22 protein-coding genes, 1 tRNA gene and 1 riboswitch are annotated in these 22,925 nt (G+C 72.3%); of the genes, 15 read left to right on the top strand and 8 right to left on the bottom strand.

Annotated features, from left to right (window positions below):
* From iolD to AB0J12_RS11270, 3 genes are all read right to left on the bottom strand, one after another.
* The gene (iolD, locus tag AB0J12_RS11280) at positions 1-1,872 is read right to left on the bottom strand and encodes a 3D-(3,5/4)-trihydroxycyclohexane-1,2-dione acylhydrolase (decyclizing) (protein WP_363264007.1); all 1,872 of its coding nucleotides are present in this window, start codon (positions 1,870-1,872) and stop codon (positions 1-3) included.
* Positions 1,869-2,762 carry a 5-deoxy-glucuronate isomerase gene (iolB, locus tag AB0J12_RS11275; protein WP_363264006.1) on the bottom strand — a complete coding sequence of 298 codons (894 nt, stop codon included), beginning with the start codon at positions 2,760-2,762 and terminating at the stop codon, positions 1,869-1,871. Before iolB ends, iolD begins: the two co-directional genes overlap by 4 nt.
* A gap of 81 nt (positions 2,763-2,843) precedes the next feature.
* Positions 2,844-3,722, bottom strand: a complete 879-nt coding sequence (locus tag AB0J12_RS11270) for a deoxyribose-phosphate aldolase (protein ID WP_363264005.1) — start codon at positions 3,720-3,722, stop codon at positions 2,844-2,846.
* A gap of 301 nt (positions 3,723-4,023) precedes the next feature.
* Between AB0J12_RS11270 and AB0J12_RS11265 the strand changes: the two genes are divergently transcribed.
* The 5 genes from AB0J12_RS11265 to AB0J12_RS11245 all read left to right on the top strand — a co-directional run bounded on the left by AB0J12_RS11265 (position 4,024) and on the right by AB0J12_RS11245 (position 9,533).
* Positions 4,024-5,037 (top strand): sugar ABC transporter substrate-binding protein, encoded by a 1,014-nt coding sequence (locus AB0J12_RS11265; RefSeq protein ID WP_363264004.1) that lies wholly within the window; start codon positions 4,024-4,026, stop codon positions 5,035-5,037.
* Positions 5,037-6,113: an ABC transporter permease gene (locus AB0J12_RS11260; protein ID WP_363264173.1), complete on the top strand. Its 1,077-nt coding sequence runs from the start codon at positions 5,037-5,039 to the stop codon at positions 6,111-6,113. The genes AB0J12_RS11265 and AB0J12_RS11260 overlap by 1 nt, the downstream gene beginning before the upstream one ends.
* Positions 6,114-6,119: 6 nt before the next feature.
* The gene (locus AB0J12_RS11255) at positions 6,120-7,028 is read left to right on the top strand and encodes an ATP-binding cassette domain-containing protein (RefSeq protein ID WP_363264003.1); all 909 of its coding nucleotides are present in this window, start codon (positions 6,120-6,122) and stop codon (positions 7,026-7,028) included.
* A 1-nt stretch (position 7,029) separates the two neighbouring features.
* Complete coding sequence (locus AB0J12_RS11250) at positions 7,030-7,932, top strand: sugar phosphate isomerase/epimerase (protein WP_363264002.1); 903 nt, start codon at positions 7,030-7,032, stop codon at positions 7,930-7,932.
* Between the two features lie 197 nt (positions 7,933-8,129).
* Positions 8,130-9,533 carry a serine hydrolase domain-containing protein gene (locus AB0J12_RS11245; protein WP_363264001.1) on the top strand — a complete coding sequence of 468 codons (1,404 nt, stop codon included), beginning with the start codon at positions 8,130-8,132 and terminating at the stop codon, positions 9,531-9,533.
* A 172-nt stretch (positions 9,534-9,705) separates the two neighbouring features.
* Here the strand turns inward: AB0J12_RS11245 and AB0J12_RS11240 are convergent, their stop codons facing one another.
* The 3 genes from AB0J12_RS11240 to AB0J12_RS11230 are packed head-to-tail and all read right to left on the bottom strand — an operon-like array spanning position 9,706 to position 12,716.
* Positions 9,706-10,710 (bottom strand): Gfo/Idh/MocA family oxidoreductase, encoded by a 1,005-nt coding sequence (locus AB0J12_RS11240; protein ID WP_363264000.1) that lies wholly within the window; start codon positions 10,708-10,710, stop codon positions 9,706-9,708.
* Between the two features lie 43 nt (positions 10,711-10,753).
* A complete protein-coding gene (locus AB0J12_RS11235; RefSeq protein WP_363263999.1) occupies positions 10,754-11,530 on the bottom strand; it encodes an SDR family oxidoreductase in 777 nt (258 codons plus the stop codon).
* Between the two features lie 28 nt (positions 11,531-11,558).
* Positions 11,559-12,716 (bottom strand): phytanoyl-CoA dioxygenase family protein, encoded by a 1,158-nt coding sequence (locus tag AB0J12_RS11230; RefSeq protein WP_363263998.1) that lies wholly within the window; start codon positions 12,714-12,716, stop codon positions 11,559-11,561.
* A 144-nt stretch (positions 12,717-12,860) separates the two neighbouring features.
* Between AB0J12_RS11230 and AB0J12_RS11225 the strand changes: the two genes are divergently transcribed.
* Positions 12,861-13,892 (top strand): LacI family DNA-binding transcriptional regulator, encoded by a 1,032-nt coding sequence (locus AB0J12_RS11225; protein ID WP_363263997.1) that lies wholly within the window; start codon positions 12,861-12,863, stop codon positions 13,890-13,892.
* A 29-nt stretch (positions 13,893-13,921) separates the two neighbouring features.
* The gene (locus tag AB0J12_RS11220) at positions 13,922-14,500 is read left to right on the top strand and encodes a poly-gamma-glutamate hydrolase family protein (RefSeq protein WP_363263996.1); all 579 of its coding nucleotides are present in this window, start codon (positions 13,922-13,924) and stop codon (positions 14,498-14,500) included.
* 3 nt (positions 14,501-14,503) lie between these two features.
* Here the strand turns inward: AB0J12_RS11220 and AB0J12_RS11215 are convergent, their stop codons facing one another.
* Positions 14,504-15,661 carry a Gfo/Idh/MocA family oxidoreductase gene (locus AB0J12_RS11215; protein WP_363263995.1) on the bottom strand — a complete coding sequence of 386 codons (1,158 nt, stop codon included), beginning with the start codon at positions 15,659-15,661 and terminating at the stop codon, positions 14,504-14,506.
* Between the two features lie 114 nt (positions 15,662-15,775).
* Here AB0J12_RS11215 and AB0J12_RS11210 point away from each other — a divergent pair, with 114 nt between their 5' ends.
* Positions 15,776-16,825 carry a LacI family DNA-binding transcriptional regulator gene (locus AB0J12_RS11210; RefSeq protein ID WP_363263994.1) on the top strand — a complete coding sequence of 350 codons (1,050 nt, stop codon included), beginning with the start codon at positions 15,776-15,778 and terminating at the stop codon, positions 16,823-16,825.
* On the opposite strand, the gene AB0J12_RS11205 is transcribed toward AB0J12_RS11210, so the two are convergent.
* Positions 16,815-17,159 carry a cupin domain-containing protein gene (locus AB0J12_RS11205; protein ID WP_363263993.1) on the bottom strand — a complete coding sequence of 115 codons (345 nt, stop codon included), beginning with the start codon at positions 17,157-17,159 and terminating at the stop codon, positions 16,815-16,817. The two genes, AB0J12_RS11210 and AB0J12_RS11205, sit on opposite strands and share 11 nt — an antisense overlap.
* Positions 17,160-17,421: 262 nt before the next feature.
* Between AB0J12_RS11205 and AB0J12_RS11200 the strand changes: the two genes are divergently transcribed.
* The 7 genes from AB0J12_RS11200 to AB0J12_RS11170 all read left to right on the top strand — a co-directional run bounded on the left by AB0J12_RS11200 (position 17,422) and on the right by AB0J12_RS11170 (position 22,773).
* Positions 17,422-17,940 carry a hypothetical protein gene (locus AB0J12_RS11200; RefSeq protein WP_363263992.1) on the top strand — a complete coding sequence of 173 codons (519 nt, stop codon included), beginning with the start codon at positions 17,422-17,424 and terminating at the stop codon, positions 17,938-17,940.
* Between the two features lie 188 nt (positions 17,941-18,128).
* Positions 18,129-20,144, top strand: coding sequence for a TerD family protein (locus tag AB0J12_RS11195; RefSeq protein WP_363263991.1), 2,016 nt, complete (start codon positions 18,129-18,131; stop codon positions 20,142-20,144).
* Positions 20,145-20,301: 157 nt separating this feature from the next.
* Positions 20,302-20,934 carry an SRPBCC family protein gene (locus tag AB0J12_RS11190; RefSeq protein ID WP_363263990.1) on the top strand — a complete coding sequence of 211 codons (633 nt, stop codon included), beginning with the start codon at positions 20,302-20,304 and terminating at the stop codon, positions 20,932-20,934.
* 90 nt (positions 20,935-21,024) lie between these two features.
* Positions 21,025-21,098 (top strand) — tRNA-Pro (locus AB0J12_RS11185).
* 156 nt (positions 21,099-21,254) lie between these two features.
* Complete coding sequence (locus AB0J12_RS11180; RefSeq protein WP_361628884.1) at positions 21,255-21,371, top strand: putative leader peptide; 117 nt, start codon at positions 21,255-21,257, stop codon at positions 21,369-21,371.
* Between the two features lie 192 nt (positions 21,372-21,563).
* Positions 21,564-22,445, top strand: coding sequence for a glutathione S-transferase C-terminal domain-containing protein (locus AB0J12_RS11175; RefSeq protein WP_363263989.1), 882 nt, complete (start codon positions 21,564-21,566; stop codon positions 22,443-22,445).
* A 38-nt stretch (positions 22,446-22,483) separates the two neighbouring features.
* Positions 22,484-22,593, top strand: a riboswitch (SAM riboswitch).
* 30 nt (positions 22,594-22,623) lie between these two features.
* Complete coding sequence (locus AB0J12_RS11170) at positions 22,624-22,773, top strand: hypothetical protein (protein WP_363263988.1); 150 nt, start codon at positions 22,624-22,626, stop codon at positions 22,771-22,773.
* Positions 22,774-22,925: the final 152 nt, after the last annotated feature.

The following is a 22,925-nucleotide window of genomic DNA, read 5'->3' as shown; positions in this document are numbered from 1 at the left end:
TCACAGGTGGCGGCGGCGGTCGGCCACCCGCTGCTCGTAGCGCGCGCGGGCGGCGACCGCGGCCTCACGGCCCGCCACCTCGGCGACCGGCACGTCCCACCAGGCCTCGGCACCGGGCGCGGTCGGCGCCGGGTCCGTCTCGACGTACACGCAGGTCGGCCGGTCCGCGGAGCGTGCGGCGGCCAGCGCCTCGCGCAGCTCGGCCACCGTCTTGGCGCGCAGCACCTCCATGCCGAGGCTGGCCGCGTTCGCCGCGAGGTCGACCGGCAGCGGCGGCCCGGTGAACGTGCCGTCGGCGGCCCGGTGGCGGTAGGCGGTGCCGAAGCGTTCGCCGCCGGTCTCCTCCGACAGGCCGCCGATGGAGGCGTAGCCGTGGTTCTGGATCAGCACCAGCTTGACCGGCAGCCCCTCCTGGACGGCGGTGACGATCTCCGTCGGCATCATCAGATACGTCCCGTCGCCCACCAGCGCCCACACCACCGTGTCCGGCGCGGCCTGCTGCACACCGATCGAGGCCGGGATCTCGTAGCCCATGCAGGAGTACCCGTACTCCAGGTGGTACTGGCGCGGGCTGCGCGCCCGCCACAGCTTGTGCAGGTCGCCGGGGAGCGAACCGGCCGCGTTGATCACCACGTCCGTGTCGCCGACGACGCCGTCCAGGGCGCCGAGCACCTGCGTCTGCGTCGGCACCGCGCTGTCGTCCGCCGCGCGGAACGCGCCGTCCACGACCCGCTCCCAGCGCTCCTTGCCCTCCCGGTACTCCGCCTCGTACGCCGTGTCCACGCGGTGCCCGGCGAGCGCCGCCGCCAGCCGCTCCAGACCGCTGCGCGCGTCGCAGACCAGCGTGCGCGCCGCGAGCTTGTGCGCGTCGAAGGCGGTGATGTTGAGGTTCACGAACCGCACGCCGGGATCGCGGAAGAGGGTCCCGGAGGCGGTGGTGAAGTCCGAGTAGCGGGTGCCGACGCCGATCACCAGGTCGGCGGTGCGGGCGAGGTCGTCGCACACGGCCGTGCCGGTGTGGCCGATGCCGCCCACGTCGGCCGGGTGGTCGTAACGCAGCGAGCCCTTGCCGGCCTGTGTGGAGGCGACCGGGATGCCGGTGGCGTCCACCAGCGCGCGCAGCGCCTCCTCGGCCTCGCTGTGGTGGACGCCGCCGCCCGCGACGATCAGCGGGCGGGACGCGGCCCGGATCTCCCGGACGGCCTCGGCGAGTTCGACGGGGTCCGGCGCAGGCCGCCGTACGAACCACACGCGCTCGGCGAAGAACTCCACCGGCCAGTCGTACGCCTCCGCCTGCACGTCCTGCGGCAGGGCCAGCGTCACGGCCCCGGTCTCGGCCGGGTCGGTCAGCACCCGCGCGGCCTGCAGCGCGCTCACGAGGAGGGCTTCGGGGCGGGTGATCCGGTCGAAGTAGCGGGAGACCGGTCGCAGAGCGTCGTTCACCGACACATCCGCCTCGACCGGGTGCTCCAGCTGCTGGAGCAGTGGGTCGGCGGGGTGCGCGGCGAAGTAGTCGCCGGGCAGCAGCAGGACCGGCAGGCGGTTGATCGTGGCCAGGGCGGCGCCGGTGACCAGATTGGTGGCGCCCGGGCCGATCGACGTCGTCACCGCCATGGCGGACAGCCGGTTCAGATGGCGGGCCCGGCCGACGGCCGCGTGCACCATGGCCTGCTCGTTGCGGCCCTGGTGGTACGGCATGACGTCCGCGTACTCGACGAGTGCCTGGCCGATCCCGGCGACGTTGCCGTGACCGAAGATCCCCCAGGTGCCGGCGATCAGCCTGCGGCGCACGCCGTCACGTTCGGTGTACTGGGCGGCGAGGAACCGCACCAGGGCCTGGGCGGTGGTCAGACGGAGGGTGCGGGCGCTCATCGGGACGTCTCCGGGGCGGTGTAGAGGGGCAGTCGGGGGTCGACGGGCTGTGCGGGCCAGGTGTCGCGGATCCAGGCGTGGTCGGGGTGGTCGCAGATCAGCCAGGACCGCTCGGCCTCGGGACCGGCCATGACGTTGAGGTAGTACATGTGGTGGCCCGGCACCGCCATGGACGGCCCGTGCCAGCCGTCGGGGATGAGGACGACGTCGCCGTCGCGGACCTCGGCCAGCACGTCCGTTCCGCGGCCCCGCCCGGACGGTGAGACCCGCTGGTAGCCGAGGCCGGGTGTGGCGGCGTGGGCGGCGAACTCGAAGTAGTAGATCTCCTCCAGAACCGACTCCTCGCCCGGACGGTGCTCGTCGTGCTTGTGCGGCGGGAAGGAGGACCAGTTGCCGCCGGGGGTGAGCACCTCGACCGCGATCAGCTTGTCGCAGTCGAAGACGCCGGCCGCCGCGAAGTTGTTGACCTGGCGCGAGCAGTTCCCGCTGCCGCGCAGCTCGACCGGTACGGAGGCGGCGGGCCCGTAGCGGGCGGGCAGCCGGCGGGCGCAGCGGGCGCCGGTCAGCGCGAAACGGCCGCCGGCGGCGGAGGTCACGGTGGCGCGGGCGTCACGCGGGGCGTAGGCGAAGTCGCTGACCCCGCTGAAGACGTCCGCCCGGCCCGCCAGCTCGAAGGTGTGGTGGCCGAAGTCGTCGGCCACGGCGACCGTGCAGGAGCCGCCGAGCGGCAGCACGATCCACTCGCTGTCACCGGTGTCGAAGGTGTGCGAGCCGGCGGCGGGCAGCTCCAGCACCCGCAGGGCGGAGTACCCCCAGCCGGCCTCCTTGGGGCCGATGTCGACGGCGTAGGGCCCGGCGGCCGCCTTGCCCGCGGGCAGGTGGTACGTCATGAACTCCTCCGTTTCACAGCACGCGCCGTACAGCGGACCTCTGACGGCACGCCCGTACAGCAGACCTTCCCCGGCGGCGCCTCACAGCAGTCCGACGGCCGTGTCGACCGCCTCCTCCACACTGCCCGCGGCCGGGTAGAGCAGCGAGCGGCCCACGACCAGGCCGTGGACGGTGGGCAGTCCGAGCGCCTTGCGCCAGCGTTCGTAGGCGGCGTCCTGGTCGTCCCCGACGTCACCGCCGAGCAGCACGGCGGGCAGGGTCGAGGCCTGCAGCACCTCGCCCATGTCGTCGGGGTCGTCGGTGACGGGCAGCTTGAGCCAGGTGTACGCGGAGGTGCCGCCGAGGCCGGAGGCGATGGCGATGGACCGGGTGACGGCCGGCGCGGACAGGTCGTTGCGGATCCGGCCGGCCACGCGGCGCGTGAGGAACGGCTCGACGAACACCGGCAGCCGCAGGGACGCCATCTCGTCGATGGCGCGGGCGGTGGCTTCCAGCGTGGTGAGCGAGCCGGGGTCGTCGTAGTCGATGCGCAGCAGCAGCTTGCCCGCGTCGAAGCGCAGCCGGGCGAGGTCGGCGGGGCGGTGCCCGGTGAACCGGTCGTCCATCTCGAAGGCGGCGCCCGCGAGCCCCCCGCGGTTCATCGAGCCCATCACGACCTTGCCGTCCAGCACGCCGAGCAGCAGCAGGTCCTCCAGGACGTCGGCGGTGGCGAGCACCCCGTCGACCCCGGGCCGGGTCAGCGCCGTACACAGCCGCTCCAGCAGATCGGCCCGGTTGGCCATGGCCAGGTCCCGGTCGCCGACGGCGAGCGCGCCCCGGGCCGGGTGGTCGGCGGCGACGATCATCAGCCGCCCGGAGCCGTTCAGCAGCGGCCGCCGGACGCGGCGGGCGGCGGCCTCGGCGACGGCCTCCGGGTGCCGCGCGCGAACTGCGGCGAGGTCGGGGATGCTGAGAGTCAAGACGTCGCTCCGTTTCCGCGTCAGGGCTACGCCCGCGCCCCTGGGGTAGGGATCGACCACGTACCGGCGGGCCTGCCGCCTCCCAGGTGTAGGTGGCCGAAGCCGACACTGTCAATACTTTGTACTTACATTCGGACCTGCTCGTGAAATGATGTCTTAACAAAGTATTGACAGCGGGCGCCGCAGCGACTTGTATCCCGTCCCAGCGCAACAGCCGTGGGACACGGCTCTCGATCCCCTCCCTTCCCCGTCGCACACGTCTTCCCCCGTCGCACACGTCGCACAGTGAGGTGCAGGAAAGATGGACCGCTCTTCTCACTCCCGCAGACTCGCCCCGGTCGTGGCCCTGGCCGCGGCGGCGGCCCTGGCCCTCGCGGGCTGCTCCAGCAGTTCCGGCGGCAAGAAGTCCGAGGAAGGAGGGGCCGCGGCCTCCGCCGGCAAGGCCAACACCCCGCAGATGACGGTCGCGCTGGTGACCCACCAGTCGCCCGGCGACACCTTCTGGGACATCGTCCGCAAGGGCGCCGAGGCCGCGGCCGCCAAGGACAACATCAAGCTCATCTACTCCGCCGACCCCAACGCCGGCAACCAGGCCAACCTGGTGCAGAACGGGATCGACCAGAAGGTCGACGGCATCGCCGTCACCCTCGCCAAACCGGACGCCATGAAGGGCGCCGTCGCCAAGGCCAAGAGCGCCGGCATACCCGTCGTGGGCCTCAACTCCGGTGTCAGCGACTGGAAGAAGCTCGGCCTGCTGGAGTTCTTCGGCCAGGACGAGACCGTCGCCGGCGAGGCCTTCGGCAAGAAGCTCAACGAGGTGGGCGCCAAGAACGCCGTGTGCGTCATCCAGGAGCAGGGCAACATCGGCCTGACCCAGCGCTGCGACGGTGTCAAGAAGACCTTCTCCGGCTCCGTGCAGAACCTCTATGTCAACGGCACCGACATGCCGTCCGTGAAGTCGACGATCACCGCCAAGCTCAAGCAGGACACCGGCATCGACTACGTCGTCACCCTCGGCGCGCCCTTCGCGCTGACCGCGGTGCAGTCGGTCGGCGACGCCGGCAGCAAGGCCAAGGTCGCCACCTTCGACCTCAACAAGGACCTCACCAAGGCCATCAAGAACGGCACCATCCAGTTCGCCGTCGACCAGCAGCCCTACCTCCAGGGCTACCTGGCGGTCGACTCCCTGTGGCTCTACAAGAACAACGGCAACTACAGCGGCGGTGGCGAGCAGCCGGTGCTCACCGGTCCGGCCTTCGTCGACAAGTCCAACGTCGACCAGGTCGCGAACTTCGCCGCGAAGGGCACCCGGTGATCGGTATGACCCAGCAGGCTGCGCCGGCGGTGGGGACACCGCCGGCCCCCGGCCCCCGGGGCTCCGACGGCCGCACCCGGCAGCGCTCCCTGGTGTTCCGGCTGCTCGCGCGGCCCGAGGTCGGCGTCTTCCTCGGCGCCGTGGCCGTCCTGATCTTCTTCCTCATCGCGGCCCCGACCGTCCGCCAGGGCAGCTCGATGGCCACGGTGCTCTACCAGTCATCGACCATCGGCATCATGGCGCTGCCGGTGGCGCTGCTGATGATCGGCGGAGAGTTCGACCTGTCGGCCGGCGTCGCGGTGATCACCTCGGCGCTCACCGCGAGCATGCTGAGCTTCCAGCTGAGCATGAACGTGTGGACCGGCGTGGTCGTCGCCCTGATCGTCTCCCTCGGCATCGGCGCCTTCAACGGCTGGATGGTGGTGAGAACGGGGCTGCCCAGCTTCCTGGTCACCCTCGGCACCTTCCTGATCCTCCAGGGCGTCAACCTCGCGGTGACCAAACTCGTCACCGGCAACGTCGCCACCGACGACATCAGCGACATGGACGGCTTCCAGGGGGCGAGAAAGGTCTTCGCCTCCTCCTTCGACGTCGGTGGGGTCCAGGTGAAGATCACGGTGGTGTGGTGGCTGGTCTTCGCGGCCCTGGCCACCTGGGTGCTGCTGCGCACCAAGTACGGCAACTGGATCTTCGCCGTCGGCGGGAACAAGGACAGCGCCCGGGCCGTCGGCGTGCCCGTGAACTTCACGAAGATCACGCTGTTCATGACCGTCGGCTTCGGCGCCTGGTTCGTCGGCATGCACAACCTGTTCTCCTTCAACACCGTGCAGTCCGGCGAGGGCGTCGGCCAGGAGCTGATCTACATCGCCGCGGCTGTCATCGGCGGCTGCCTGCTCACCGGCGGCTACGGATCCGCGATCGGCCCGGTCTTCGGCGCGTTCATGTTCGGCATGGTCAACCAGGGCATCGTGTACGCGGGCTGGAACCCGGACTGGTTCAAGGCGTTCCTCGGGGTGATGCTCCTCGGCGCGGTCCTGATCAACCTGTACGTGCAGCGCACCGCGACGAGGAGGTGAGGCGACATGACCAGCAGCGGAACACACGGCGCGATCCTCGCGGACACCGTGCCCGAGAAGGACACGCCCCTCGTCGAACTGCGCGCGGCCGGCAAGTCCTACGGCAACATCCGCGCCCTGCACGGCGTGGACCTGAACGTCTTGCCCGGCCGGGTGACCTGCGTCCTCGGCGACAACGGCGCCGGCAAGTCCACCCTCATCAAAATCATCTCGGGGCTGCACCAGCACACCGAGGGCGAGTTCCTCGTGGACGGGCAGCCGGTGCGCTTCAGCACCCCGCGCGAGGCCCTCGACCGCGGTATCGCCACCGTCTACCAGGATCTCGCGACCGTCCCGCTGATGCCGGTGTGGCGCAACTTCTTCCTCGGGTCCGAGATGACCAAGGGCCCCTGGCCGGTCCGCCGCCTCGACATCGCCCGCATGAAGAAGACGGCCGACCAGGAGCTGCGCAACATGGGCATCGTCCTGGACGACCTGGAACAGCCCATCGGCACCCTGTCCGGCGGCCAGCGCCAGTGCGTGGCCATCGCCCGCGCCGTCTACTTCGGCGCCCGGGTGCTCATCCTGGACGAGCCGACCGCCGCCCTCGGTGTCAAGCAGTCCGGCGTGGTCCTGAAGTACATCGCCGCCGCCCGCGACCGCGGCCTCGGCGTCATCTTCATCACCCACAACCCCCACCACGCCTACATGGTCGGTGACCAGTTCAACGTGCTGCGGCTGGGCACCCTGGAGCTGTCCGCCGCCCGCAGCGAGGTCAGCCTGGAGGAACTGACCAACCACATGGCCGGCGGCACCGAGCTCGCCGCCCTCAAGCACGAACTCTCCCAGGTCCGGGGCGTCGACGTGGAAGGACTCCCCGAGGCGCAGGACCTCTCCGCACCCGTGGCGGCCCCTACGTCGGAAGGAACCCCCTGACATGCCCGCTGCTCTGAGCCGCATCCGGGTCGGCTCCGCCCCCGACTCCTGGGGGGTGTGGTTCCCCGACGATCCCGCCCAGGTGCCCTGGCAGCGCTTCCTCGACGAGGTCGCCGAGGCCGGCTACGAGTGGATCGAGCTCGGTCCCTACGGCTACCTGCCCACCGACCCTGCCCGGCTCACCGACGAGGTGCGGGCCCGCGGCCTGAAGGTCTCCGCGGGCACCGTCTTCACCGGTCTGCACCGCGGCCTGTCGGTGTGGGACGCCACCTGGGAGCACGTCGCCAAGGTCGCGGCCCTCACCCAGGCCATGGGCGCGCGGCACCTCGTCGTCATCCCGTCCTTCTGGCGCGACGACAAGACCGCCGAGATCCTGGAGCCGCCGGAGCTGACGACCGAGCAGTGGGCCTACCTCACCAAGGGCATGGAGCGGCTCGGACACGAGGTGAAGGAGACCTACGGCTTGGACATCGTCGTCCACCCGCACGCCGACACCCATATCGACACCGAGGCCCACGTCGAGCGCTTCCTGGACTCCACCGACTCCGACCTCGTCAACCTGTGCCTGGACACCGGGCACTACGCCTACTGCGGCGGCGACAGCGTCAAGCTCATCGAGACCTACGGCGAGCGCATCGGCTATCTGCACCTCAAGCAGGTCGACCCCGGCATCCTCGCCGACGTCGTGGCCGACGGGGTGCCCTTCGGTCCGGCGGTGCAGCGCGGAGTGATGTGTGAACCGCCGTCCGGCGTACCGGAGTTGGAGCCGGTGCTGGTGGCGGCACAGAAGCTGGGCGTGGACCTGTTCGCCATCGTCGAGCAGGACATGTATCCCTGCGAGCCGGACAAGCCCCTGCCGATCGCGGTCCGCACCCGGCGCTTCCTGCGCTCCTGCGGAGCCTGAGCGCACGGCGGAACGGGCGGGGCGCCCCCTGCCGACAGGACGTGACGGGCGGGCGCTCCTATGCTGGGGGTAGCCGGTGTGACCGCTGGGGCCACTGGTACTCCAGGGTGTCGGTCCGTGTCCCACGGCCTCGCTCCCGCCGCCTTACACGACGTTCGCGGGGCGTCCCCTTCCGCCGTCTCACGGGGAGCAAGCCCATGTCGTACGCCTCCACCCGACTGCGCAGGGCGGCCGTCGTGGCCGCCGCGCTGGGGTTCCTCGCCGCACCGGTCGCCGGCGGGGTGGCCGTCGCGCTGCCGACCGCCGCCCCCACGCCACCGTCGCCGTACGGCCCGTCCTCGGCGCCCCTGTCCACCTCGCCGTCCACCTCGCCGTCCTCCTCCGGAGCGACCTCACCGTCGCCGTCCCCATCGACGTCGACGTCCGCGTCCGTCTCGCCATCGGCCTCCCCGTCCGTCTCCCTGTCGGCCTCGGTCTCGTCGTCCGTCTCGCCGTCCCCGTCCGGCAACGAGGTCCGGGCGCTCACGCCCGCCGTGCAGCGGGCTCTCGACGCCGCCGTACAGCGGGTGATGCACCAGGCGAACGTCCCAGGCGTGACCGTCGGCGTGTGGACGCCCGACCAGGGGAAGTACGTCAAGTCCTTCGGCGTCGCCGACAAGAGCACCGGCCGCAAGATGTCGCCGGACCTCTACATGCGCATCGGCAGCGAGACGAAGACGTTCACCGTCACGGCCGTCCTGAAACTCGTCGACCAGGGCAAGATCGGCCTGGACGACACCATCGACAAGTACATCAGCGGCGTGCCCAACGGCGACAAGATCACCATCCGGCAGCTGGCCGGCATGCGCAGCGGGCTGTTCAACTACTCGGCGGACGAGGGCTTCTACAAGGCGCTCACCTCCGACCCGAACCGCCCCTTCACCCCGCAACAGCTGCTCGGCTACTCCTTCAAGCACCCCGTGCTCTTCCCGCCGGGCCAGCAGTTCTACTACTGCAACACCAACCTGATCCTGCTCGGCCTGGTCGTCGAGAAGGAGAGCGGGCAGAAGCTGAACGACTACATCCAGCAGAAGATCCTCGCCCCGGTGGGCCTGAAGCACACGCTCTTCCCGACCGGCAACGAGTTCCCGACGCCGCACTCGCAGGGGTACACCAACCAGACGGCGACCGGGAAGGTCGAGGATTCCGCCGACTGGGACCCCTCGTGGGGCTGGGCGGCCGGCGCGATGATCTCCCAGCTGGACGACCTGCGGGTGTGGGCCCGCACGGTGGCCACCGGCAAGCTGCCGAACGGCGGCGACATGATCAGCCCCGCGACGCAGCAGCAGCGGCTGACGACGCCCGCGACCCCGATCCGGGGCGCCGGCTACGGACTCGGCATCTTCAATGTGCAGGGCTGGATCGGGCACAACGGCTCCCTGCCCGGCTACGAGTCCCTCACCATCTACCTGCCGGCCGCGCAGGCGACGGTCGTCGTGGTGCTGAACACCGACATCAACTACAAGAACGAGGAGCCCAGCACCCTCTTCGGCCGGGCCGTGACCCGGATTGTCTCCCCGGACCACGTGTTCGACCTGCCGGCGGAACCGGTGGCGCGGTGAGTTCGTCGCACGACTACGGCTGAGCCCCGACCGGAGTGCCGGCCGGGGCCCCGCCACGGTTCGGGTGCGGTGTGCTTCCGGCGGTGCCTGTTCCGGCGCCGCGCAGAGCAGGCGCGGTCACGTGGCTCGGCCCTGCTGAAGGCCGCAGTCATCGGGTGGCCCCCCGCCAGGGTCACGCTCCGCGGACCTCCGCGAGTGTCACCGGCCGGTGCTCGTGCCGGGACAGCGTGCACGCCTCCGCGATCCAGCCGGCCTCCAGCGCGTCCTCGATCGTGCACGGGGAGGGCCGGGTGCCGGCGATCAGCTCGGTGAAGGCGGCGAGTTCGGCGCGGTAGGCCGCGGTGAAGCGGTCCATGAAGAAGTCGTGCGGGACACCGGAGGGGAAGGTGACGCCGGGCTCGGCCGAGCGCAGCGGCAGCTTGTCGTCGAGGCCGACGGCGAGGGAGTCCTCGAACCCGTGCAGCTCCATGCGGACGTCGTAACCACGGCCGTTGTGCCGGGAGTTGGACACCACCGCGACGGTGCCGTCGTCGAGGGTGAGCAGCGCGCCGGTGGTGTCGGCGTCACCGGCCTGCCGGATGTAGTCGGCGCCCCGGTTGCCGCCGACGGCGTACACCTCGGTCACCTCGCGGCCGGTCACCCAGCGGATGATGTCGAAGTCGTGCACGGAGCAGTCCCGGAAGATGCCCCCGGACGCGGCGACGTAGGCGGCAGGCGGCGGCGCCGGGTCGAGGGTGGTCGACCGCACGGTGTGCAGCTTGCCGAGTTCCCCGGCCCGGACGGCGGCGCGTGCGGCGGTGAACCCGGCGTCGAAACGCCGGTTGAAGCCGATCTGCACCGGCACGTCGCTGCCCTTGACGGCGCGCAGCACCTCGACGCCCTCGGCGATGGTCCGGGCGACCGGCTTCTCACAGAACACGGGCACGCCGGCCGTCACGCCGGCCCGGATCAGTGCCGGGTGGGCGTCGGTGGCCGCGGCGACGACGATGCCGTCCACGCCGGAGGCCAGCAGGGCCTCGGGAGAGTCGGCGACCTCGGCGCCGAACCGCTCGGCGGCGGCCTTGGCGGCGTCCGCCACGGGATCGGTGACGACGAGGGACTCGACGGCGTCGAGCCCGGACAGGGTCTCGGCGTGGAAGGCCCCGATGCGGCCGAGGCCGAGGATTCCGATACGCATGGTGCTCCTTGGGAAGAAGGAAGAAGGAGGAAGGGTGTGCCGGTCAGTCCAGTCCGCCCAGGACGTTCTGGTCCCAGTCGATCACCGAACCGGTGACCACCCCGGACCGGTCGGACAGCAGGAAGACCACGAAGTCGGCGATCTCGTCGGGCCGGCCGAGCCGCCCCATCGGCAGCCGTGCCGCCGCCTGCTCCTGCCAGTCGTCGCCCGCCCCGTGGAAGGCCCGCTGGGTGGCGTCCTCGCCCTCGGTCGCGGTCCAGCCGATGTTCAGGCCATTGATCCGGATGCGGTCGTAGCGGTGGGCGTGCGCCGCGTTGCGGGTCAGTCCCGCGAGCCCCGCCTTCGCGGCCACGTACGGGGCGAGGAACGGCTGCCCGCCGTGCGCCGACGACGTGATGACGTTGACGATCGTGCCGGACGCCCTGCGGGACAGCATGTCGGCGACGGCCGCCTGCATCGCGAAGAACGGCCCCCTGAGATTGACGGCGATGTGCTGGTCGAACAGCTCGGGCGTGGTGTCGAGCAGTGTGCCGCGCGCGGTGAGCCCGGCGGAGTTCACCAGGCAGTCGATGCGGCCGCAGGCGTCCACCACCGCGGCCACGGCCGCCCTCGCCTGCTCCGCGTCGGCCAGATCGGCCCGCACGTACAGCGCCTTCCCGCCGCCGGCCGTGAGTTCCGCGACCAGTGCCTCGCCCGGCTCGGGGCGGCGCCCGGTGACGGCCACGACCGCGCCCTCACGGACCGCCGCCCGGGCGACGGCCGCGCCGACGCCCTGGCTGCCGCCGTTGACCAGCACGACCTTGTCGTCGAGCAGTCCCATTTCTCTCCTTGCTCCCTCGTCTTCCGTGTCAGCTCGTGCGCCGTCGCCCGGCGCCCGCGCGCAGCTCCTCGCGCAGTGTCTCGGGGCTCCACACCCCGGCGAGCGCACGCCGCAGCAGATCGGCCTGTGACGGCGGGGCGAGCCCCTCCACCGGCGGGTCGCGGTCCAGGTTGGTGGGGAAGGGGTAGCCCTCGGCGCTCGCGGCGATCACGTGCTCCAGCCACGCCTCGCCCACACCCTCGGCCCTGCGTTTGAGCAGCACCGGGTAGACGGCGTTCACGACCGCCTCCCGGTCCACGCTCTCCATGGCCCGGCCGAACGCGGAGGACACCTGGAGCAGGTTGGCCGTGCGCCGGATGTCCGCCGAGCGGTTGGTGCCGGCCGCGTGGAAGAGGGCCGGGTTGAAGAAGACCGCGTCCCCCTTGGCGAGCGGCAGCTGCACATGGTGCTCCGCGAAGTACGCCCGGAACTCGGGCAGCCGCCAGGCCAGATACCCGGGCTCGTACAGCTGGGAGTAGGGCAGGTACAGCGTCGGCCCGGACTCCACCGGCATGTCGCAGTGCGCGACGGCACCCTGCAGGGTGAGCACGGGGGAGAGGCGGTGCACGTGCGCCGGGTAGGCGGCGGCGGTCTCGCCCGCGAGGAAGCCCAGGTGGTAGTCGCGATGGGGCTGCTGCGCCTCGCCGCCCGGGTTGACCACGTTGACCTGGGAGGTGACCTGGTAGGCGGGACCGAGCCAGGCCCGGGAGACCAGCGCCACGACCTCGTTCGCGTAGTAGTCGGCGAACGCCTCCGCGTCGTACAGCGCGGCCTTCTCCAGGGCGTTCCACACCCGGTCGTTGGCGCCCGGGCGCGCGAAGTGGTCACCGGCCGTCCGGCCCGCGGCGCGCTGCTCGGCGATCAGCGCATCGAAGACGGCGGTGAGCCGGTCGACGACGGCGGGGTCCGGGAAGGCGCCCCGGAAGACGGCGACCCCGGGGCCGTCGGCGAGGACGCGGACGATCTCGGCCTGGATCGCGCGGCCGGAGCCGAGCTGCCCGGCGTCGTAGAGCGGCACGTTGTGCTCGACGGCGGCGGCGCGCGGACAGTCGGCGGGGTCGGTGGTCCGCTCGATCAGGGTACGGAAGGCGGTCAGGTCGCAGTCCGGCTCGGACAGCCAGGCGCGCTGCGGTGCGGTGGCGGACATCGCGGTCCCTTCGGTTCATGGCGCGACGCATGGTCCATGGTGCAAGGTGCGGGTCACTGAGCGGCGCGGCTCTGTCATTCTTGTCAGGACAAACACGGCGAACAACCGGCAGGCAGCCATCAAAAACCCCTCAAGGAGCCGACCGTGGGTCACCCCTTCCCGATCAAGGAGATCGCACGTCAGGCCGGTCTGAGCGAGGCCACGGTCGACCGGGTGCTCAACGGCCGCGGCGGGGTCCGCGCGTCCACCACGCAGGAGGTGCACCGGGCCATCGCCGACCTGGACCGCCAGCGCACCCAGGTACGGCTGATCGGCCGCACCTTCATGATCGACATCGTGATGCAGGCACCGGAGCGGTTCTCCACCGCTGTACGCGCCGCTCTGGAGGCGGAGTTGCCGTCCCTGCACCCGGCGGTGCTGCGCTCCCGCTTCCACTTCCGCGAGACCGGGCCGGTCGAGGAGCAGGTCCGGGTCCTGGACCGGATTGCGCGCAGGGGCTCCCAGGGGGTGCTGCTCAAGGCGCCGGACGTCCCCGAGATCACCGCCGCCGTCGGCCGCCTCACCGCCGCGGGCATCCCCGTGATCACCCTCGCCACCGACCTGCCGGCCAGCACCCGGCTCGGCTACGTCGGCATCGACAACCGCGCCGCGGGCGCCACCGCCGCCTATCTGATGGGCCAGTGGCTCGGCGACCGGCCCGGCAACGTCCTCACCAGCCTCAGCAGCGGCTTCTTCCGCAACGAGGAGGAGCGCGAGATGGGTTTCCGCAGCGCCATGCGCGCCCGGCATCCGGGTCGCGTCCTCGTCGAGATCGCCGAGGGCCAGGGACTCGACGCGACCCAGTACGACCTCGTGCGGGCCGCCCTGGAGCGCGACCCGGACATCCGCGCCGTGTACTCGATCGGCGGCGGCAACATCGCCACGCTCCAGGCCTTCGCCGACCTCGGCCGCGCGTGCGCCGTGTTCGTCGCCCACGACCTCGACCACGACAACACCCGTCTGCTGCGCGAACACCGCCTGTCCGCCGTCCTCCACCACGACCTGCGCCAGGACCTGCGCGAGGCCTGCCACCTGGTGATGCGGGCCCACGGCGCGCTCCCGCCGGCCGGGCCGACCCTGCCGTCCGCGATCCAGGTCGTCACCCCTTTCAACATGCCGCCGCAGGCCGGCCGATGACCGGCGCGGGCCGCACGCGGACCGAGCGCGTGAGGATCGAGGGCGTCGACTTCACGGTCACCCTCACCCCGGGCGAGGGCATCGGCCTGCTCGCGCTGCACGCCAGCGTCGAGGGCGGCACCGGCGAACTCGCCGACGAACTGGCGAAGCGGTGCGGAGCGGCGCAACTGGTGTTCCGGCAGAGCGACGGGGAACCGGTGCACATCACCTCGGCACGGATGGCGGCCGCCCCGTGCGGCCTGCTGCGCGACTTCCTCGCCCGCGTCGACGTCGTCGTATCGCTGCACGGCCATCTGCGGAAGGCCGCGCCCCGCTCGATCTTCCTCGGCGGGGCCGACCGGAGCGCGGCGCACCTGATGGCGGGCGGGCTTCAGGCGCTGCGGCCGCGGTTCGAGCCGGTCACCGACCTGGCGCTGATCCCCGCCGCCCTGCGGGGCGTCCACCCCGGCAACCCGGTGAACATGGCCGGCGGCCCGGGCGTGCAGGTGGAGCTGCCGCTGCTGGCCCGCACCACCGTCCCGGGCGGCGCGGACATGCCGCCGCGCGATGTCGCCGACGCACTCGCCGACGGCGTACGACGGCTGCGGGTGCTGGCGCGGAAAGCGTGACGGTCACGGCCGGAGCGTGACCCACGCCCCGCTCTCGGCGGACCGTGTCATCGCGTCCAGCACGGTCGCGTTGTGCACGGCGTCCGTGAGGGTCGCCCCGTGCGAGGTGCCCTCGGCGATCGAGCGCAGGAAGCGGTGGCACTCGATGACCTTCAGGTCGTCGTAGCCCATGGCGTTGGCGGCGCCGGGCTGGAACGCGCCGTACTCGCCGGCGCCCGGGCCGACGTACACCCTGCTCACCGGCTGGTCCTGATAGGCCGTACCGCGACTGACGCCCAGCTCGTTCATCCGCCGGAAGTCCCAGAAGACGGCGCCCCGGGTGCCGTGCACCTCGAAGCCGTAGGCGTTCTGCTCGCCCACGGAGACGCGGCAGGCCTCCAGTACGCCACGGGCGCCGGAGGCGAAGCGCAGCAGACAGCTGACATAGTCCTCGTTCTCCACGGGGCCGAGTGCACCGCCGACGGCGCGCGCGTGGCCGGCGGTGGCACCGGTGGGCCGTGCCCGCTCGGGCAGGAAGATCGCGGTGTCGGCGGCCAGGGCGGTGATGTCGCCGAGCAGGTACCGGGCGAGGTCCACGCCGTGCGAGGCCAGGTCGCCGAGCACCCCGCTGCCGCCGCGCTCCCGCTCGTAGCGCCAGGTGAGAGCGGACTCGGGGTGGGCGGCGTAGTCGCTGAACAGCCGGATGCGGACATGCGTGACCGAGCCCAGCTCCGCTGAGGCGATCAGTTCACGGGCCGCCTCGACGGCCGGGGCGTTGCGGTAGTTGAAGCCGACCGTGCCCTGCACGCCCGCCCTGGCGGCCGCGTCGGCGACCGCGCGGGCGTCACCGGCGCCCAGGCCGACCGGTTTCTCGATCCACAGGTGCTTGCCCGCCTCGGCCATGGCGACGCCGATCTCACGGTGCAGGAAGTTCGGCGCGGTGACGCTGACCGCCTCCACCCGGGGGTCGGCGGCGACCTCACGCCAGTCACGGGTCGTGGAGGCGAACCCGAACTGCGCGGCGGCCTCCTCCGCCCGCCCCGGCACCTCCTCCGCGACGGTGACCAGGTGCGGCCGCAGCCCGAGTAGGGGGAAGTGGTGGAGCACGCGCGCGTACGCCTGGGTGTGCACCCGCCCCATCCAGCCGAACCCGACGACGGCGACCCCGAGCGTGCGTGCCATGACAGCCTCTCGCTTTTGGACCGTTCCAAACAGCTTCTCCCGTCACCTTGTGCGGGCCTGTCCCTGCTGTCAAGCCCTTTGACAACCAGATGGCTTCATGGAACGGTCCACACCATGAGGCAGCCGACGATCCGCGACGTGGCCGAACGGGCGGGGGTGTCCAAATCGCTGGTCTCCCTCGTGCTGCGCGGCTCCGGCCAGGTGCGCCCCGAGAAGCGGGACGCGGTGCTCCGGGCGGTGCGTGAGCTCGGCTACCGGCCCAACGCCGCGGCCCGCACCCTGAGTGAACGACGCTCCCGCACCGTCGGGGTGCTCCTGCACGACCTGCGCAACCCCTGGTTCGTGGAGCTGCTCGACGGTCTCAACTGCCTGCTGCACACGGCCGGTCTGCACATGCTCCTCTCCGACGCCCGCCTCGGCCGCCGCGCGGGCCACGACCTCGCCGAACCCTTCCTCGACCTCGGGGTCGACGGCCTGGTCGTGGTCGGCACGCTGCCCGACCCGGCAGGGCTGGCGCGGGTCGCCGAACGGCTCCCGGTGGTGGTCGCGGGAGCGCGGGAGCCGGTGCTGCCGGGCGTGGACGTGGTGGCGGGCGACGACGAGCAGGGCGCCCGGCTCGCCGTGGAGCACCTGATCGGGCTGGGGCACCGCCGGATCGCGCACGTCGGCGGGCACGGCGCGGTGGGCGAGCTGCGCCGGAACGGCTACGCGTCCGCGCTGGCCGCGCACGGGCTGGAGCAACTGGTCGAGCGCGGGGACCTGACGGAGGAGGGCGGCTACCGGGCCACGGTCCGGCTGCTCAGCCGCCCCGACCGGCCCACGGCGGTCTTCGCGGTCAACGACATGACGGCGGTCGGCGTGCTGACGGCGGCCGCGGAGCTGGGACTGAACGTGCCGCGGGACGTCTCCGTGGCCGGCTACGACAACACGAGCATCTCCCGGCTCCGGCATGTCTGGCTGACCACCGCCGACAACGCCGGCCACGAGGTGGGCCGACGCGCGGCGCGCTGCCTGCTGGAACGGTTCGAGGGCCAGGCGGGCGCGGGCCGGATCCAGCTGACCGCGCCGCACCTGGAGGTGCGGGGGACGACGGGCCGGTGCCCCGCGACGGCCGGTGAAGACGTCCGCGACCGTCCCCGGAACGGGCCCAAGCTCACTGATTGATCGCGTACACCTTGCGCAGCGTCTCGTGCACCGTCCACGTCGTGCGGTCGCCCTCGCGCAGCACCGCCATGTCGCCGGGGCCGAGGTGCAGGGTGGGTCCGCCGTCGACCTCGACCGTGGCCGATCCGCTGAGCACGACGAACATCTCGTCGGCCTCCGTGTCGGTGACGACGCCGGGCGTGATCTGCCAGATGCCGCGGACCTGGCGCCCGTCCTCCGACTCCCACACCACCTTCCCGGTCACCTCGGGCGAGCCGGAGACGATCTGGGCGGGGTCGAGCGGATCCGGCGTCAGGTCGGCGTCCGGGACGTGCAGGGCGAAGGAGTGGATCACGCGGCGACCCTAGCGGCACGGCTCAGGCGGCGGTGCTGGACACAGTGTGCGTGATGGATCCCGCGGACCGGACACATCGTCGTATCGACCGGACACCGCGTCGTACCGGCGCGCCTGCCGGGTCCGGCCGTCGTCGGCCGTGGCATCACACCTGTGCGCCTGCCGGTCCGCCCCCCCCGGCTCGCCGTGCTCAGTGCAGCCGCGCACCTCCCGCCCGCCGTGGCGAGTGGCAGGCGCCCCGGAGCCGGGTGATCGTGAGGGCATGGCCGACTCCGACTCGCCGCCGACGGCCACCGCGTCGCGCGGCCACGACACGCGCGAGATGATCCTCTTCGGCGGTGTCTACGGCGCCGTCCTGGCCAGCTCCATGGTCGCGGCCCTCACCCAGTACGGGCACGCCTCCGCGCACAGCCGCCGCTACGACGCCCTGTGGCTGCTGATCACCGCCTTCGCCTCCGCGCTGGCCCACGGCTACGCCCACTACATCGCCGAGCGGGGCCCGCACCGCCGCGGGGACGCCCTGCGCGCCCTCCTCGACGAGTGGCCCCTGGTCACGGCCGTCCTGCCGACGGTGCTGGTGCTCGCCGGAGCCGGCTGGGGCTGGTGGCCCCCGGACGGCGTCGAATACCCGGCGTTCGCCCTCAACATCGCCCTCCTCTTCACCCTGGGTCTGACGACGGCCCGCTCGTCCGGACGCGGCTGGCCCACGGCGTTGGCCATCGGAGCGGTGGACGCGCTGCTGGGCTTCGTGGTGGTCGTGGCGAACGCGATCATCAAGTGACGCCGGCAGCCGCCCCTGCCCCCGTTTGCCGCGGGCTGCCCCGAGCCGGCTGCGTGGGTATTACAGTCATCTGCCTGCGGCATGTCACACCGTGTCGCTCGTTAGGCCTTTGGGGTCTCGACAGGCCTTTGGGGCAGGGATGTCCGCGCGCTGGGAACGCGCGGCGGTTGGGGGGCTTTGTGCACGAAATGATCAAGGGCTCGAATGTGTCGCTGGCAGCCCTGAGCGAGGACGCCGGATCCGTGATCGTCGGGCTGGGCTGGGCCAGTCCGACCGGGGAGGGGGACGCGGACGTCTCCGTGCTGCTGCTGGACGCGAACGGCAAGGTGCGCAGCGACGCGGACTTCTACTTCTACAACAACCCGGTGGCGGCCGACGGCAGCGTGCAGCTGCTCGGCAAGACGCCCACGGACAACGGCAGCGAGGACCGCATCAGCTTCGACCTCACCGCCGTTGCGTCCGATGTCGAGCGGATCGTCGTCGCCGCGAGCCGGTACCGGGGGGCCCGGTTCGGCGAACTCGACGAGGTCAGGGTGACGTTGGCCGACGCGGCCGGTGAGAACCTGCTGCGCTTCACCATCGACGACGCCGACTCGGTCGGCGCCGTCATCTTCGGCGAGCTGTACCGGCGCGGGGAGGAGTGGAAGTTCAGGGCCGTCGGCCAGGGCTACGACAGCGGCCTCGCCGGCCTGGCCACCGACTTCGGCGTCGACGTCGACGACGCGGAGGAGACGGACACCACCTCGGCGGCCGCGGTGCTGGAGGACGCGCGCGGCGACGAGCGGGCGGAGACGGCGGCCGTGCCCTCGGCGCAGGCGACGCTGGAGGCGGTGCCCGCGCCTCGCCAGCCCGCCGACGACCCGGCCCCCAGGAAGTCGTCCGCCCGGCCGCGCACGGCCAAGAAGAAGATCACCCTGCCCAAGGCGGCGATGAAGACGCTCGCCGAGAACGACTCCTGGAAGCAGGCCAAACTCTTTCCGGTGTCGGCCCTCAAGAGCGACCGGGACCGCGAGATGCGCGCCACATCGGTCCTGCTGTCGGTGATGGCCCAGGTGCCGGAGTTCGGCCGCAGGCTCACCGCGGCGTTCGGCGCCCCGGCCGGGCGGATGGAGACGTTCACGGAGGTCTCCCTGCCGCACGGCGACACGCCGCGCCGCCCCGACGGGGTCATCCGGGTGGAGCGCGCGGGGAAGCTGTGGACCGCGCTGGTCGAGACGAAGACCAACGGCAACCCCCTGAAGGCGGAACAGGTCCAGGCGTACATGGACATCGCCGCGCGCCGCGGCTACGAGGCGGTGATCACGCTCTCCAACGACGTGGCCCTGGAGGGCACTCCGCTCGTCGACGTCAAGGTCGACGGCCGCCGCAAGCACAAGGTCGCCCTGTGGCACCTGTCCTGGGCCGAGGTGGCGCACCAGGCGCAGCTGCTCATCCGGCACGAGGGCGTCGGCAACGCCGCGCACGCCTGGCTGCTCCAGGAGCTGCTCCACTACCTTCAGCACGAGAACTCCGGCTGCCACGGGTTCCAGAACATGGGCTCCGCCTGGGTCCCGGTGCGCAACGGCATCGACGACGAGACGCTGTGCCAGGGCGACCCCCGGGCGCTGGAGGTGGTGGAGAGCTGGGAGCGGCTGATCCGCCAGGTCTGCCTGCGGCTCGGCGGTGAACTCGGCCAGAAGGTGCTCCCCGTGCAGCGCACCCGGCGCGGCACGGACCCGCGGGCCCGCCGCAGCGACCTCGCCGACCAGCTGTGCCTGGACGGCCGGCTGGATGCCGAACTGCGCATCGAGGGCACGCCCGGTGTCCTCGCGATCAGCGCGGACCTGCGGACCGGCAAGCTGCGCACCTCCATGGAGATCCCCGCGCCGGAGCAGGGTTATCCGCTGTCCTGGGCCAAGCGGCTGGTGCGGCGGCTGGCCGAGGCGCCGGCGGACCTGCATGTCGAAACCCTCGTCGACGGGGACGTCGGCGGTCCGCGGGGCACGCTGGAACGGTTGCGCCCCGAGCCCGGTGACATGCTGCCGAAGGACAGCGGTGTGCGGATCACCGGTTTCCGGCTGTCGCTGTTCAAGGGCATGGGGAGCGGCCGGGGCAACGCGGAGTCCGGCTTCATCCGCAGCGTCGACGACGCGGTGCAGCGCTTCTTCACCACGGTGGTCGTCCATCTGGACGGTGCGGCACCCCGCCGGGCGGGCGTCAGGTAGCCCGCGGACGGTACCTGCCGCCGCCGCGTCGCCTCCCCGCTCCTCGGGGCCGGCGACGCGGCGGCAGCACAATCATCACTTCCCTGGCCACCGAACTCGCCCGCGGCCGCCGTGAGCGCCGGCTGCGCGGCACCGACGAACCCCCGAGGAGCACCCCGTGATCGACGTGACCCACCAGATCGGCAGCGTGCGCCGCACGGTCGGCCGCCGTGACTTCAAGGCGGGCGAGGCCCGCGTGGTGACCGTGAGCCGGACGTACGACGTCCCGCTCGACGACCTCTGGGACGCGTGCACCAACCCCGCGCGCATCCCCCGCTGGTTCCTCCCCGTCGAGGGAGACCTGCGCGAGGGCGGCCGCTTCCAGCTGCAGGGCCAGGCCGGCGGCACGATCGAGCGCTGCGAGGCACCCAAGGGCTTCACCGCGACCTGGGAGTACGGCGGGGAGGTCAGCTGGATCGAGCTGCGGCTGACGCCGGAGGGGGAGGGGCGGACCCGCTTCGAGCTCGACCACATCGCCCACGTCGACGACACCAAGTGGGCCGAGTTCGGGCCCGGCGCGGTCGGGGTCGGCTGGGACGGGATGCTCGTCGGCCTCACCGTGCACCTGCGCACCGGCAAGCCCGTCGATCCGGCCGAGGGCTTGGCGTGGATGACCTCCGAGGAGGGCCGCCGCTTCTATGCCGAGAGCAGCGAGGCCTGGTACGCGGCGAACGTGGCGAGCGGCGAGGACGAGAGCCGGGCCCGCGAGGCCGCCGACCGCACGACGGCGGCGTACACCGGCACCGGCTGACCACAGCGACCGCCCCGCCCGGCGGGACCACCCGCGCGGGTGGGGTAGGGTTTACCTGCGTGATCACGCGGTCCACCGCGTACGACGCACCGGGACGTGGCGCAGCTTGGTAGCGCACTTGACTGGGGGTCAAGGGGTCGCAGGTTCAAATCCTGTCGTCCCGACGGTGCGAAGGGTCTTCGCGGGCGAGAGCCCGCGGAGGCCCTTTTCGTGTGCCGCGGACCTTCACCCGCTGACCAACCGGTGGACGCCCCCTTGACGGTGAGCCAGGGTCGATCGACACTCCAGACAGGAATCCTAGTGAACAGGTAGGGAAAGGCATGAGGACTCGCGCACCGCTCCCGGCCCACGCCCGAGCGAGCCGTTCGCCCCTGCTCACCTCCCGCCGTCACATCGACCTGCTGCGCGTCTGCAGCGCCATCGGCCCGGCCGCCTGAGCCCGGGCCGGCGGCCCTCCCCGCGTTCCGCACCGCCACTCGTGGCGCACCGTACCCCCGCCCTCCGCGCCGCCGCCCACGGTCCCGCCCCGCGTGGCCGTACCCGGCCACCGCGGCGCCCCGCGGGGTGCCGCTCACCCGCCCCGAACCCGCCGCCGGCGCCCCCGCGTGCGCCCGACCCCCGGGAGACCCATGTCCGTCGCACCGCTCGCCGCCCACCCGTCCGTGTCGTCCGCGTCCGCCTTCCGCGGGCGGATCGGGCGGGACGCGCGCAGTGGGCACTACGCCGTGCCCCGCCGTTACCGGCTGCACGTGTCGACCGCGTCTCCCGACGGGCTGCGCATCGCCGTCACGCACAGCCTGCTCGGGCTCGACGAGAGCTGTCCGGTCACCTTCCTGCCCGCCGTCCCGGACTGCCCCGACGGCGGACACGCCACGCTGCGCCCGCTGTACGAGGCCAGCGCCCACCGTTATCCGGGCCCGGCCCTTGCGCCCGTGCTCAGCGACGACTGGTCCGGTCGGATCGTCAGCACGCACGCGCGCGACATCATGCGCGACCTCGACCGGCACTTCGCCTCCGGCCACCCCTCGCTCTATCCCCGGGCCGGTGCCGCCGGTATCGAGCACGTCGAGCGGCTGTGCACCGACAGCATCGAGGAGGCAGCCCAGCGCGCCGGATCGGCAGCCGCCGACCCCGCCGAGCGGGCTGCGGCCCTGCGCACCCTGCTGACCGCGCTGGACGACGCCGAGCGGCTGCCGGCCGGGCGCAGGCATCTCCTCGGTGACCAACTCACCGCTGCCGATGTCGAGTTGTGGGTCGCGCTGGTCCAACTCGACACCGTGCACCGGCATCACCTCGACGCCGCCGCCGTGCAGCGCATCGCCGGCCACCCCGCCCTGTGGGCCCACGCCCGCCGCCTGGCCGCCCACCCGGCGTTCGGCACCCACCTCGACCTCGACTCCATCGCCCGCCGCCACCACGCCCGTTGCCGCGGCCTGGAGGCCGCCGGGTCCGCCGTACAGATCCTCGACTGGGCCCGTCACACCAGGTCCCAGCAGCCGGACGGCCGTTGACAGCCGTTCGGGCAGCTGTCTTAATTACGGCCCAGAACGGTCATGAGCGTCAGCGACAAGCCCTGGCTTGCTGACCGGCAACCCTCGCTCCGCGGTGGGGTGCCCCAGGTGACGACCGGACCGGATGACGTTTCGGTAAGCGCGAGGCCCCCAGGGCCGGAACAGTGACGGTGACGTGATGCACGCAGCTCCCAGCACGGCGGCCCGCCGCGCCGTGGGCTGCGTGCGGCCGTATGCGAACCCGCTCGTCGCCGACCGCGCCGTCGATCTCCTGCGCGTCAACAGCGCACTGTGTACCGCACCGGGCCGTGCCCGCTGCCGGGGCTGACCCCTCAGCCGTCCGCCCCGCGCTCCTTCGCCGCACCCCGCACCCCGCGGTGTGCCGCCGCCCGCCCGAGCCCCCGGTCCCGTGCACCCTCCGCGCCCCGCCCGTCCCGGCAGCCGCCCCGCGCCGCCCGGACCCGGCCCCGCGCGGCCCGC

It is taken from the genome of Streptomyces sp. NPDC049915, from assembly GCF_040656475.1.
Classification (GTDB): domain Bacteria; phylum Actinomycetota; class Actinomycetes; order Streptomycetales; family Streptomycetaceae; genus Streptomyces.
Note: the sequence above shows the minus strand (reverse complement) of the source record. Positions and strands in the feature narration are given on the sequence as shown.

Bases quoted from the DNA above. Each gene is read 5' to 3' on its own strand.
- iolD (WP_363264007.1), bottom strand. From the start codon at position 1,872: ATGAGCGCCCGCACCCTCCGTCTGACCACCGCCCAGGCCCTGGTGCGG.
- iolB (WP_363264006.1), bottom strand. From the start codon at position 2,762: ATGACGTACCACCTGCCCGCGGGCAAGGCGGCCGCCGGGCCCTACGCC.
- AB0J12_RS11265 (WP_363264004.1), top strand. From the start codon at position 4,024: ATGGACCGCTCTTCTCACTCCCGCAGACTCGCCCCGGTCGTGGCCCTG.
- AB0J12_RS11255 (WP_363264003.1), top strand. From the start codon at position 6,120: ATGACCAGCAGCGGAACACACGGCGCGATCCTCGCGGACACCGTGCCC.
- AB0J12_RS11250 (WP_363264002.1), top strand. From the start codon at position 7,030: ATGCCCGCTGCTCTGAGCCGCATCCGGGTCGGCTCCGCCCCCGACTCC.
- AB0J12_RS11245 (WP_363264001.1), top strand. From the start codon at position 8,130: ATGTCGTACGCCTCCACCCGACTGCGCAGGGCGGCCGTCGTGGCCGCC.
- AB0J12_RS11240 (WP_363264000.1), bottom strand. From the start codon at position 10,710: ATGCGTATCGGAATCCTCGGCCTCGGCCGCATCGGGGCCTTCCACGCC.
- AB0J12_RS11235 (WP_363263999.1), bottom strand. From the start codon at position 11,530: ATGGGACTGCTCGACGACAAGGTCGTGCTGGTCAACGGCGGCAGCCAG.
- AB0J12_RS11230 (WP_363263998.1), bottom strand. From the start codon at position 12,716: ATGTCCGCCACCGCACCGCAGCGCGCCTGGCTGTCCGAGCCGGACTGC.
- AB0J12_RS11215 (WP_363263995.1), bottom strand. From the start codon at position 15,661: ATGGCACGCACGCTCGGGGTCGCCGTCGTCGGGTTCGGCTGGATGGGG.
- AB0J12_RS11210 (WP_363263994.1), top strand. From the start codon at position 15,776: ATGAGGCAGCCGACGATCCGCGACGTGGCCGAACGGGCGGGGGTGTCC.
- AB0J12_RS11200 (WP_363263992.1), top strand. From the start codon at position 17,422: ATGGCCGACTCCGACTCGCCGCCGACGGCCACCGCGTCGCGCGGCCAC.
- AB0J12_RS11195 (WP_363263991.1), top strand. From the start codon at position 18,129: ATGATCAAGGGCTCGAATGTGTCGCTGGCAGCCCTGAGCGAGGACGCC.
- AB0J12_RS11180 (WP_361628884.1), top strand. From the start codon at position 21,255: ATGAGGACTCGCGCACCGCTCCCGGCCCACGCCCGAGCGAGCCGTTCG.
- AB0J12_RS11175 (WP_363263989.1), top strand. From the start codon at position 21,564: ATGTCCGTCGCACCGCTCGCCGCCCACCCGTCCGTGTCGTCCGCGTCC.
- AB0J12_RS11170 (WP_363263988.1), top strand. From the start codon at position 22,624: ATGCACGCAGCTCCCAGCACGGCGGCCCGCCGCGCCGTGGGCTGCGTG.